We start from the raw sequence: 12,278 nt of genomic DNA, 5'->3' as shown, positions 1-12,278 counted from the left end.
TCTATGGATTGGCGATGCGATCCCACAGATAGTTGGACAGCAGCGCGACGCCGAACAGGCCACCCAGCAGGAATATCGCAACGCCCCAGAAGAAGGACTTCCAGCCGCTTCTGCGGGTCGATGGTACGTCCGCGCCCTGCTTGGCCGGAGCCGCCGCAGTCGGGTTGACGTCTTCCATGTCGAGGCCGCCAGCCTGCCCCATGACGGACGAGGCGGGATCGACGCGGTAACTGACCGGCGCGCCGCCCACAAGCAAGCGCTCGCGCTCGACAAGCCGCTCCGCGATATAGCGCGTCACCTGGTCCGCCACCTGCGTTGGATCCGTAGACTCGGCAAGGATGATGCGCCCGTTGCGCGTGTCCTTCAGAAAACGGTAGGTGCGCTTGTCGCGCCCCATGCTGACATGGCTCACGCCGTCGATCCAGAAGCGCGGCTTGAGGCCGGACGAAATCGCAAAATCGAAAATATCGATGCTGGGCGGAACCTCGGCGATGACCGATGCCAATTCGTTGGCGAGTATTTCGAGCCGCATGCGCTCGGCATCGCGCAATTCTATGACGACATCCTCGCGGTCGGCGTCGGCATTCTTCACAGAGCGAATGACCTCGTCGAGTTTGCGGACGGCATCGAGCACTTTCACATTTTCACTGGCTTCACTCATTCTTTCACTCAACCACGCATGTATGGTGAACAAAACGTTAACATAGCTATTTGTGAAATGCATCAGATTCGTTCGGTTATACCGACATGCGTGCGATCAGCTTCGCGACTTCGCCGGGCGCTTCCTCAAGCAGCATATGACCCGCGCCTTCAAGCGTGATCTTCGTCCAGTCGGGCGGCATAGTGGCCATCTGGGCGTATGGAAGCACGCGATCCTCCGTGCCCCAGATCACCGCGACCGGCATGGCAAGCGCCGCAACATCGGCAGGCGGGAGCACGCCCTGCCGTCCGTCGCGCGTAATCAGCGCCGCGATCTTCTCCAGCATTTCGCGCTGGCCCGCGACGCCACGGTCCCGCTCCATTCGCTCGGCCAGCCCGGCAGGCATTTCCGCCTCCGGCCCGCACATTTCGAGGAAGCGGCGGGTAATCTCGTCCTTCTCCACCGCCGCGCCATAGTCGCGCAGCAGTGGCGCATTGATCTGCGGTCCATAGCCACCGGGCGCGATCAGCGTGAGGCTCGCCACGCGTTCGGGTGCCATGAGCGCCACCAGCGTCGCTATGGCCCCGCCCATTGAATGCCCGGCAAAATGTGCCGCGCCTGTTCCGCGTTCTGCAAGGTCGGCGATGATCGCCTTCGCGGCAATGCCGGGCGAACCGGCATTGGGGTAGGCGAGCGAGCGGCCATGCCCCGGCAGGTCGTAGGCCAGCACGGCGTGGCTGTCCAGCGCCTCGATCACCGGCCCCCAGGCGGCGGATGTCGAGCCGAAGCCGTGCAGCAGGACGACAGGCGTCCCGCTGCCCGGCAGCGTCTCGGCGTGGAGTTCGCTCATGGCTTCGAAACTATGCGGTTGGCGGCGGAGACGATGGCCTCCAGCGATGCGGCGACGATGTTCGTGTTGACGCCCACGCCGAATGTCCGCTTTCCGTCGTGCTCGACCTCGACATAGCTGATCGCGGCGGCGTTAGAGCCGTGCTGCATCGAATGCTCCGAGTAGTCGAACACCGACATCGGCACGCCGACATAGCGCGAGAGCGCATCGACGAAACCATCGATCGGTCCCGTTCCCGAACCCTTGATCGTCACTTCCTTGCCCTTGTCGAGAATCGTCGCCTCGAGCTTCCTCCGGCCCTTGTTTTCCGGGTCGGTGAAGGTGTTGTGATCCACGAACTTCAACCTCGCGCCGGGCTGGTCGACATAGACGCTCATGAAGCGCTCATAAATGCGCTTCGAGGAGACTTCCTTGCCTTCCGAGTCGGTGATGGACTGGATATCCTTCGAGAATTCGATCTGGAGGTTGCGCGGCAGGTTCAGTCCGTAGTCGGCCTGAAGCACATAGGCGATGCCGCCCTTGCCCGACTGCGAGTTGATGCGGATGATCGCCTCATATGTGCGGCCTACATCCTGCGGGTCGATGGGCAGGTAGGGCACCTCCCACAATTCCTTGTTGGCTTTAGAAAGCGCCCTCATGCCCTTGTTGATGGCGTCCTGATGCGAGCCCGAGAAGGCCGTGTAGACCAGTTCGCCCACGTAAGGATGGCGCTCGGCGATGCGCAACTGATTTGAATACTCGTAGACGTCCTTCATGCGCGGAATGTCTGAACAATCCAGTTCCGGGTCCACGCCCTGCGTGAACATGTTGAGCGCCAGGTTGACGATGTCCACATTGCCCGTGCGCTCACCATTGCCGAACAGCGTGCCTTCCACGCGGTCCGCGCCCGCCATCAGGCCGAGTTCCGTGGCCGCGACGCCGGTTCCCCGGTCGTTGTGCGGGTGCAGCGAGATGATGACCCTGTCGCGGCTGTCGATCTGGCGGCACATCCATTCGATCTGGTCGGCATAGATGTTCGGCGTCGCCATCTCCACGGTCGCGGGCAGGTTGATGATGAGCTTGTTTTCGACGGTCGGCTGCACGATCTCGATGACCGCGTTGCAGATCTCCAGCGCGACCTCCAGCTCGGTCCCGGTGAAGCTCTCGGGCGAATACTGGAAGCGATAGCCGCCGCCTGCCTTAGCAGCCATGTCGGTAATCATCTTTGCCGCGTCGGTGGCAATCCGCTTGATTCCGTTCACGTCCTTGTCGAACACCACGCGGCGCTGCAATTCGCTGGTGGAGTTGTAGAAGTGGACGATGGGGGTCTTTGCCCCTTCGAGCGACTCGAAGGTACGCGCGATCAGTTCGGGGCGGCATTGCACGAGGACCTGCAGGTCGACATTGTCGGGCACATTGCCTTCCTCGATGCACCAGCGCGCGAAATCAAAATCCGTCTGCGAGGCGGAGGGAAACCCGATCTCGATTTCACGGAATCCCATGTCCAGCAGCAACTGGAACATGCGCGCCTTGCGCTCCTGGCCCATCGGGTCGATCAGCGCCTGGTTGCCGTCCCGCAGATCGACGGAGCACCAGACCGGCGCTTTTTCGATCCGCTTCTCCGGCCATGTGCGGTCCCGCAGCCCCACCATCGGATAGGGTTCATATTTGCGCGACGCGCTCGGCATTCCCTTTGCGACGCCTGTCGCCGTTTGAATGGATTGAGGTACGTTCATTTCATCTTCTCCCGGCGCGTTAGCGGTCCGGTCAGGGCCTGGCTGCTGCGCCAAATGCAAATTCAGTCGGTGATTGGGTGCTGGCAAGGAGCATGCGCACAAGGCGGGTCATCGACCGCCGGGCGCTCCTTCAACGAGCCCGGCGATCGCCAGTAAGGCTGAGGAGAAGCAGCGCCGAGGCAAGCGCGCGCACGGTCTCGACCGCGAAAGCGGAGGATCGTGACAGGTTGTTTGCGCGCAACGAAGACATGGGAGTGCCTAATAGCCGAGACGCAGGCGCTTCACAAGGCCGGAGTTCCGCCTTTTCGACGGCGTTCAAATGCGCCACAGTGAGGCGGCATCCTGGGAGGGGTTTCATGAATTTCGTGTTCTTCTCGCCGCATTTCCCCAATACGGGGTCCGATTTCTGCGACCGGCTGAAAAAGGCGGGAGCCACCGTGCTCGGCATCGGCGATGCGGCCTACGAAGCGCTCGACCCGAAACTGCGCGCCGCGCTTTCCGAATATTACCGCATCGCGGATATGGAGGACTATGACCTGACCTATCGCGCGATGGGCCATTTCATCCACAAATGGGGCCGCATCGACCGTTTCGAATCGCTGAACGAGCACTGGCTCGACCTGGAAGCCGGTATCCGCACCGACTTCAACATCGAGGGCATCAAGCTCGACTATGTGAAGAACATCAAGCGCAAGAGCCGCATGCGCGCATCCTTCCGCAAGAGCGGGGTGGATACCATCGCCCAGCGCAAGACCTCGGAACGCTCGGGCGCCTTGGAGTTCATCCGCAAGGTCGGCTATCCGGTCGTGGTCAAGCCGGATTCGGGCGCTGGCGCTGCGCACACCTACAAGATCTCGAATGCGGGCGAGCTGGACGATTTTTTCCGCATCAAGCCGCCGGGCGTCACTTTCGTGATGGAGGAATTCATCGACGGGCTGGTCGTGACCTATGACGGGCTGGTGAACCGCGACGGCGAGATCGTGTTCGCCGCCAGCACCAAATATGACGGGTCGATCATGGATGTGGTCAACAAGAACCTGCATATGAGCTATGTGTGCCGCCCCGGCGTTCCACCCGAAATCGAGGAGGCGGGCCGCAAGATTGTCAAGGCTTTCGCCCTCCGGGAGCGGTTCTTCCACATCGAGCTGTTCGAGACGAAGGACCACCGCGTCGTCGCACTCGAAGTGAACATCAGGCCGCCGGGTGGCTACATGACGGATGCCATCAATTACAGCTACGACATCGACATCTATGCCGAATGGGCGAACATGGTCGTCAACAATCGTGTCAGCGGCGATTTCATGGGCAGATATTTCACCGCCTATGCCAGCCGCAAGAACCACTACCGCTATCGCCACAGCCATGAGGAGGTGCTGGCGGCGCTCAACGACATAGTTGTGCGGCACAACGCCATCGAGCCGGTTTTCGCCCGCGCCATGGGCGACTATGCCTATCAGCTTCGGTCGAAGGACCCGCAGGCGCTGCGCGAGGCCGTCGCCTTTATCCAGGAGGTCTGATCTTGGACATTTCCTACCACAAATTCCACAGCGCCGCGCTCGGTCGCGACATGGAATACAAGCGATACGGCTATGCGGGCCGTCCGGTCGTGGTGTTTCCCACCTCCGAAGGGCGCTTCTACCAGTTCGAGGATTCGGGCGGGGTCGGCGCGCTGGCGCGTTTCATTGATGACGGGCGCATCCAGCTATTCACGCTCGACGGCGTGGACAGCGAGAGCTTTTTCGCGCGCGGTGCGGACAATACCGGGCGCATTGCCCGCCACGAAGCTTATTTTCGTCATGTGCGGGAGGAGGCGCTGCCGCAGTTTGTTGCCACCGCTGCGGCCTCCAATGGTGGGCGCGCGCTCAAGCCGCTTTTCTCCGGCTGCTCGATGGGCGGCTATCATTCGTCGAATTTTGTCTTTCGCTTCCCCGACCTTGCCAGCGGCGTGATCGCCCTGTCGGGCGTGTATTCGACGCGAGATTTTTTTGGGCGCGACATTGCCGGGGAGATCTATTTCAATTCGCCGCTGGATTACCTGCCCGGCCTCAACGACGGCGCCGTCCTCGATCGCATCCGCTCCCTGCGGCTCATTTTCTGTTGCGGGCAGGGCGCGTGGGAAGAGCGCATGCTTGAGGACACGCGCGACCTCGAACGCGTCCTTCATGCCAAGCACATTCCGGCCTGGGTGGACTATTGGGGCGGCGACGTCGACCATGACTGGCCGTGGTGGCACAAGCAGCTCGATTATTTCATGTCGCGCTGGCTGGACGAGGACCTCAAGGACCGGCTGGATTAGCGGCTGTTCTGCCAATCACGCAAACGGCACGGCGACGGTGCCCTTGGGCAGCTTCGCCTCATCGTCCGGTTCGACATGGATCGTCACGCGTACACTCGGAACTTCCGCCTTGAGCGCCTCTTCGATGCGGTCGCAGATGACGTGGCTTTCGCCGACGGTCATGTCCGAATCCACCACCAGATGAAACTCGATGAAGGTGGCGCGCCCCGCAATGCGTGTCTTGAGGTCGTGCACTTCGAGCGCACCCTTTGAATTTGCCGAGATGATGTCGCGGATATGAATCGCCTCGGCGGGTTCGACGGCCTTGTCCATCAGGCCGCTGAGCGACGATCCGATCACGTGCCAGCCCTGATAGAGGATGTTGACGGCGACGAGGGCCGCAAGCGCGGGGTCGAGCCAGTACCATCCTGTCGCGATGGCACCGAGCAGGCCCACCAGCACGCCGACGGAGGTGATGACATCCGTCATGATGTGCTTGCCGTCGGCGACCAGCGCAGGCGAGCGCGCCGTGGTTCCGGCGCGGATCAGGATCGTTGCCCAGATGCCGTTCAGCACCGATGCGAGCGCGTTGACGCCGAGGCCCGGCCCCGGTTGTTCGATTCCGCGAGGGTTCTGCCAGACATGCCACACCTCGTTCAGGATCAAGAGCGCGGCAACGACGATCAGCACGCCTTCGAGCACGGCGGAGAAATACTCCGCTTTGTGGTGTCCGTGCTGATGGTCGTTGTCGGCGGGCTTGTGGCTGACCTGAATCGCCCAGAACGCAGCAACAGCCGCCACCACGTTCACGATGGATTCCATCGCGTCCGAATAGAGCGCGACCGAGCCCGTCAGCCACCAGGCGACGAGCTTGAGCGCGAAAACCAGCGTCGCGACGGGGATAGACCACATCGCAAGTGCGGCAACTTTTGCTTTCCGGTCCATGACGCCGTCCGTTGTTTGCCGTCCGGGAAAAGGGCGCGCGTCAGGCAGCCTTTTCCTTTGCCTTGCGCGGCAGGTGCGCCACGATGTTCTCGATCATCCGCATGCCCGCATTCTGCCCGAGCGTCATGATCGATTCGGGATGGAATTGCACCGCTGCAATCGGTTCTTTCCTGTGCTCAAACGCCATGATCACTCCGTCTTCCGTTTCCGCGGTCACGAGGAAATCGTCCGGCAGTCGCACCGGATCGGCGAAGATGGAATGATAGCGGCCGACGGTCACTTCTTTCGGCAGACCGGAGAAGATGACGCCCGGCTTGGAAACCCGGATGCGCGACGGCTTGCCGTGCATCGGCACATGCAGGTGGCGCAATTCGCCCCCATAGGCTTCGGCTAGCGCTTGCAGCCCGAGGCAGACGCCGAAAATCGGCAGGTCCCGCTTGCGCGCGTTCTTGATCGTCGCCGCGCAGTCGAAATCCTTCGGCGAACCCGGTCCCGGCGACAGCACCACCAGATCGGGGTGCAGCCGGTCGAAGATTTCATTGGGGACAGGCGTGCGCACGGTCGAGACGTTTGCGCCGGTCTGGCGGAAGTAGTTCGCAAGCGTGTGAACGAAGGAATCCTCGTGGTCTACCAGCAGGATATTGACGCCTTCGCCGACACGGGCGGTCTGGCGCTCCGTGCCGGCGGCATTCGCGGTCTTGGCATCGCGGATTGCAGAGAGCATGGCAGAGGCTTTCAGTTCGGTTTCGGCTTCTTCTTCCTCGGGATTGGAATCGAACAGGAGGGTGGCCCCGGCGCGCACCTCCGCGATCCCGTCCTTGATGCGGATCGTTCGCAGCGTCAGACCGGTGTTCATGTCGCCGTTGAAGTTGACCATGCCGATCGCCCCGCCATACCAGGCGCGCGGGCTCTTTTCGTGCTTTTCGATGAAACGCATCGCCCACAGTTTCGGCGCGCCCGTCACCGTCACCGCCCAGGCGTGCGACAGGAAGGCGTCGAATGCGTCCATGCCTTCGCGCAGCCGTCCCTCGATGTGATCGACGGTATGGATCAGCCGCGAATACATCTCGATCTGCCGGCGGCCGATCACCCGCACCGATCCGGGCTCGCACACGCGACTCTTGTCGTTGCGGTCGACGTCCGAGCACATGGTCAGTTCTGACTCGTCCTTCTTGGAATTCAGCAGCTTGAGGATCTGCTCGGAATCCGAAATGGCGTCGCTGCCGCGCTTGATCGTGCCGGAAATCGGGCACGTCTCGACGCGCCTGCCGTTGACCCGCACGAACATTTCGGGCGAAGCGCCGATCAGGTACTCGCCGTCTCCCAGATTGATGAAGAAGGAATAGGGCGAAGGGTTGATCGATTTGAGCTTGCGCGAAATCTCGGAAGGCTGCGTTTCGCAGCGTTCGTAAAACATCTGGCCCGGAACCACCTCGAACAGGTCGCCCCGCTTGAAGCTTTCCATCGCCTCGCGCACGAGCGCGGCATATTCGCCGGGTTCGTGGTCGCCGCGCGGCGGAATGCGGTCCGAGGTCCTGAACGGCTGTTCCACGCTTTCGCGCGGCAATCCCTCGGTCGTGTCCCCGGCAAAGGCGAAATCATAGGAATCGATCCAGGCCGAGGCGGTGTAGTGGTCAACCACAAGGATTTCGTCGGGTAGGAAAAGCACCAGGTCGCGCTGATCCTCGCTGCGTTCGAGATGCAGGTCCACGGGGTCGAACTGAAATGCGAGGTCGTAGCCGAACGCGCCGTACAGGCCGAGATTGGAATCGTCGTGCGTTTTGAACAGCGAGGTGATTGCCCTGAGCACCGTGAAGACCGACGGAGCGCGCGAGCGCTCCTCCTCGGTATAGACGCGTCCCGGTTCTGCAATGTCCAGCCGGATGACATCGTTGCCCTTGCGCGCGACCTTCACATGCGTCAGCCCGGACAGCGCCTTGCATACGATGGCCAGTAGCGCGCGTCCGCGCGGGTTCAGCGCCTCGACATGCATGACGCGGCCGCGTGCGGTTACGACAAGCGGCGGGTCGATGATCGCGGTGTCCCAGCGCGTGTAGCGGCCGGGATATTCGTAATTCGAGGAGAAAACCGCCCCGCGTCGGCTGTTCAGCCCATCCACATAGCGCTCGATTGCGCCGTCATAAACGGTCGAGCGCCGTTGGCGCGTGATCGTCACGCCGCCTTCGGTGATGAAGCGCTCGGCTCCATTGTCCAGAACTTCCAATGTCATCCCTGTCTCCAACGTTCAGGCAAGGAACCCTGGGCACCCAAGAAAAAGCAAATGGCCGCCCGGATTTTCCGTTGCGGCCACCACATTCCACGCGCACGCGTTTGCTCAGGCCGCTCTCAGCAAGCCCACCACCACGCGGTTGCGATCGATTTCATCTTCATGGGAGCATCCATAGCCGCGATTGAAACCTGCTGCAACTGTTTCTGATGGCATGCGCGAGCATGCAAGGGCAGCACAAACCCCGCCCGGTGCAATTCCGCCCTCATTGGAAATCGAATGCGCTGAGGCCTGTCGCCATTTCGTCCAGCCCGAGCGGGCGCGTGACGGGCGGCTCGGCGCGGGCAAGGCATCCCTGCCGTTCGCAGAGGCGGCAGGCGGGGCCGACCGGCGTTGCGGCCACCTGCCCGATCCGGGTCGAGGCGCCCGGCGCAGGAGCAGGCAGCGCGGCGCTGTAGACGATCTCGTCCTTGAACCCGATGTCGCAGCCAAGCAGCAGGGCGGTGCGTCGGGGCCGTTCCGCGAACGAGCCCTGCGGCCCTTCAAGCGTGCGCGAGACGGTGAGGAACTCCGCGCCATCGGGCATTTCCACCGCCTCGACGAATATCTGGCCGGGCTGGGTGAAGGCCGCATGCACCGACAATTTCGGGCAACCACCGCCGAAGCGGCTTTGCGGAAACCCCTGCGCTCCCGCGCGCCGGAAGCGATGCCCGGCATTGTCGACCTCCAGCATGAAGAACGGCGCGCCCGCCGCGCCGGATCGTTGCAGCATGGTGAGCCGGTTCGCCGCCTGCTCGAAGGAAACGCCGAAGCGCGAGCGCAGCACGTCGATATCGTATCGCGCGCGCAGCGCCGCAGATTGAAACGCGGCGTAAGGCATCATCAATGCGTGGGCGGCATATCGCCCAAGCTCGAAGCGGGCCAGCCGCCGCGCCTCGTCCGAAGACAGTTTCAGCGCCTGTATCTCGCCCGCCACCGCCACCTGCATGCGGATGAGGCATGCCTCCATCGCCACCTCGCGCAACTGGTCGAAGGGCGACAGGCGCTCGGAGATGAACAGGCGCTGCGAGTGCCGGTCGTAGCGCCGCCGCCAGTTGGGCATTGTGGCGACCGGCAGCACCTTGACGACGATGCCGTACTCGCGTTTCAGCCACGCCTTCAGCGCGCCGAACAGGTCGTCGCCGGGATCAAGCAGCCGCGTGAAGGCTTCCGCCTCCTCCTCGATGTTGGGATAATGGTTCGCCCGCCGCTCGAAAATATCGCGAACCTCGTCGATGGGCAGCCGAGCGGAGGACAGAGCAGTCGCATGGCCCTCCCGCGTCATGATCTCCGACAGGTCCGACAGCCGCTCCGCCTGCTCGCGATAGGCGCGGAACAGCTTGACCATCGCGGCGGCCGCGTTGGGGGCGGTTTCCACGACCTCGACCAGTTCCTGGTCGCCCGGCAATTCGCCTGCCAGCAGCGGGTCGGAAAACACCTCCCTCAGCGCCGCGACCGACCCTTTCGCCTCGCCCTGCAATTCGACCGGGTCGACATTATAGGTGGAGGCGAGCTTGAGGATGAGTTGCACCGTCAGCGGGCGCTGGTTGCGCTCGATGAGGTTCAGGTAGGAGGGCGAGATTCCCAGCCCCTCCGCCATGCCGGTCTGGGTGAGGCCCTTGGCATTGCGGATGCGGCGGATGCGCGGCCCGGCGAAAATCTTCTGCTCAGCCATGGAATTGCCGCTCCCGCCCCGGATTTACAATCATTTACACGCAAGCGCACCAGATGACGTTTTACATCTTTTATAAATTTACACAGAGGTCCAGTCAAACACAATACAGATTTTCCCTAAAGATTTTGGGCTAAATGCGAAATTTCTCGCGTTTGCTTCGCACTGCAATGTAAACGATGTCAAAGGCAGCGCGGGCTGATTTCTCCGGGACCGCGCTTCTTGCAACGAACACAGGCAGATTGGAGTTGTCGCAATGACTGATTTTTACAACCTCGTTCCGTCAGCGCCGGAGGGCCGCTATGACGGCATCGACCGCACCTATTCGCCGGACGATGTGAAGCGTCTGCGCGGCTCCGTGCAGGTGAGGCACACGCTTGCCGAAAACGGCGCGAACCGCCTGTGGAAGCTGATCCACGAGGAGGATTTCGTCAACGCGCTCGGCGCGCTTTCCGGCAACCAGGCCATGCAGATGGTGCGCGCCGGGCTGAAGGCGATCTACCTTTCCGGCTGGCAGGTGGCCGCAGACGCCAACACGGCGTCCGCGATGTATCCCGACCAGTCGCTCTATCCGGCCAATGCCGCGCCGGAACTGGCGCGCCGCATCAACCGCACGCTCCAGCGCGCCGACCAGATCGAGGTTTCCGAAGGCAAGGGCCTTTCGGTGGACACATGGTTCGCGCCCATCGTCGCCGATGCCGAAGCCGGTTTCGGCGGGCCGCTGAACGCGTTCGAGATCATGAAGGCATTCATCGAGGCGGGTGCCGCGGGCGTCCACTTCGAGGACCAGCTCGCTTCGGAAAAGAAGTGCGGCCATCTTGGCGGCAAGGTGCTGATCCCGACCGCCGCGCATATCCGCAACCTTACCGCAGCGCGGCTTGCCGCCGACGTGATGGGCGTTCCGACGCTGATCGTCGCGCGCACCGACGCCGAGGCCGCCAAGCTGCTGACCTCCGACATCGATGAGCGCGACAAGCCCTTCGTCGACTACAAGGCGGGCCGCACCGTCGAGGGCTTCTACCAGGTGCAGAACGGCATCGATCCGTGCATTGCGCGCGCCATTGCCTATGCGCCCTATTGCGACCTGATCTGGATGGAGACGGGCAAGCCAGATCTGGCGCAGGCGCGCAAGTTCGCGGAGGCCGTCCAGAAGGTGCATCCGGGCAAGAAACTGGCCTACAACTGTTCGCCGTCCTTCAACTGGAAGAAGAACCTGGACGACGCGACCATCGCCAAATTCCAGCGCGAGCTGGGCGCGATGGGCTACAAGTTCCAGTTCATTACGCTGGCCGGGTTCCACCAGCTCAACTACGGCATGTTCGAGCTGGCGCGCGGCTACAAGGATCGCCAGATGGCGGCCTATTCCGAGTTGCAGGAGGCCGAGTTCGCGGCAGAGGCCAACGGTTACACCGCGACCAAGCACCAGCGCGAGGTGGGCACCGGCTATTTCGACGCCGTGTCGGTGGCCATCACCGGCGGCCAGTCGTCGACCACGGCCATGCGCGACTCGACCGAGCATGAACAGTTCAAGCCGGCTGCCGAATAGGCACCGCGCGCCGGGAATGTGCGGAGGACCGAATTCCCGGCGCCACAAATCCAAACCCTCAGACCATCAAGGGAGAATGACATGACGCCAAGAACACGGGTCAAGGAGCGGGCCGCCGAACAGGCTTCGGCGATGAGCGACGAACAGCAGGCCGCCATCCGCATCGTGGCAAACGACCTGCACAGGCTGAACCAGGCTGTGATGAAAGCGGTCGAGGCCGGCGTCTCCGTGGAACTGGTGCGCTCCGCGCGTCACCATGGCGGCAACGGAAACTGGGGCGACCTGCTTATTCCGGTGATCGTTACACAGGCGCACGGCTGACCGTTCCCCAGTCGCTCGCGCGGCCCCCGTCGCCTTGGTGGCGGGGGT

At 62.5% G+C, this 12,278-nt stretch carries 10 protein-coding genes; 4 read left to right on the top strand and 6 right to left on the bottom strand.

The features are described 5' to 3' along the window. Window position 1: 1 nt before the first annotated feature. The 3 genes from M9924_05060 to leuA all read right to left on the bottom strand — a co-directional run bounded on the left by M9924_05060 (window position 2) and on the right by leuA (window position 3,205). A complete protein-coding gene (locus tag M9924_05060) occupies window positions 2-661 on the bottom strand; it encodes a hypothetical protein (protein MCO5063769.1) in 660 nt (219 codons plus the stop codon). Between the two features lie 76 nt (window positions 662-737). Then, entirely contained in the window at window positions 738-1,490 is a 753-nt protein-coding gene (locus M9924_05055) for an alpha/beta fold hydrolase (protein ID MCO5063768.1), read from the bottom strand. Then, window positions 1,487-3,205: a 2-isopropylmalate synthase gene (gene leuA / locus M9924_05050; protein MCO5063767.1), complete on the bottom strand. Its 1,719-nt coding sequence runs from the start codon at window positions 3,203-3,205 to the stop codon at window positions 1,487-1,489. The genes M9924_05055 and leuA overlap by 4 nt, the downstream gene beginning before the upstream one ends. Before the next feature lie 356 nt (window positions 3,206-3,561). Here leuA and M9924_05045 point away from each other — a divergent pair, with 356 nt between their 5' ends. Together M9924_05045 and M9924_05040 are read left to right on the top strand one after the other, a co-directional pair. After that, entirely contained in the window at window positions 3,562-4,722 is a 1,161-nt protein-coding gene (locus M9924_05045) for an ATP-grasp domain-containing protein (GenBank protein ID MCO5063766.1), read from the top strand. Window positions 4,723-4,724: 2 nt separating this feature from the next. Then, window positions 4,725-5,501, top strand: a complete 777-nt coding sequence (locus M9924_05040) for a hypothetical protein (protein ID MCO5063765.1) — start codon at window positions 4,725-4,727, stop codon at window positions 5,499-5,501. 15 nt (window positions 5,502-5,516) lie between these two features. Here the strand turns inward: M9924_05040 and M9924_05035 are convergent, their stop codons facing one another. The 3 genes from M9924_05035 to M9924_05025 form a co-directional block, all read right to left on the bottom strand. Beyond that, the gene (locus M9924_05035; GenBank protein MCO5063764.1) at window positions 5,517-6,425 is read right to left on the bottom strand and encodes a cation diffusion facilitator family transporter; all 909 of its coding nucleotides are present in this window, start codon (window positions 6,423-6,425) and stop codon (window positions 5,517-5,519) included. Window positions 6,426-6,465: 40 nt separating this feature from the next. After that, on the bottom strand, window positions 6,466-8,655 hold the full coding sequence (locus M9924_05030; protein ID MCO5063763.1) for an anthranilate synthase: 2,190 nt from the start codon (window positions 8,653-8,655) through the stop codon (window positions 6,466-6,468). Between the two features lie 262 nt (window positions 8,656-8,917). Beyond that, a complete protein-coding gene (locus M9924_05025) occupies window positions 8,918-10,366 on the bottom strand; it encodes a helix-turn-helix domain-containing protein (protein MCO5063762.1) in 1,449 nt (482 codons plus the stop codon). Between the two features lie 253 nt (window positions 10,367-10,619). Here M9924_05025 and aceA point away from each other — a divergent pair, with 253 nt between their 5' ends. Together aceA and M9924_05015 are read left to right on the top strand one after the other, a co-directional pair. After that, window positions 10,620-11,909: an isocitrate lyase gene (gene aceA / locus M9924_05020; protein MCO5063761.1), complete on the top strand. Its 1,290-nt coding sequence runs from the start codon at window positions 10,620-10,622 to the stop codon at window positions 11,907-11,909. 81 nt (window positions 11,910-11,990) lie between these two features. After that, complete coding sequence (locus tag M9924_05015) at window positions 11,991-12,230, top strand: hypothetical protein (protein ID MCO5063760.1); 240 nt, start codon at window positions 11,991-11,993, stop codon at window positions 12,228-12,230. Window positions 12,231-12,278 lie beyond the last annotated feature (48 nt).

It is taken from the genome of Rhizobiaceae bacterium (assembly GCA_023953835.1).
Lineage (GTDB): Bacteria > Pseudomonadota > Alphaproteobacteria > Rhizobiales > Rhizobiaceae > Mesorhizobium_G.
The sequence above is the reverse complement of the archived record's forward strand: the minus strand, read 5'-3'. Positions and strand labels throughout refer to the sequence as shown.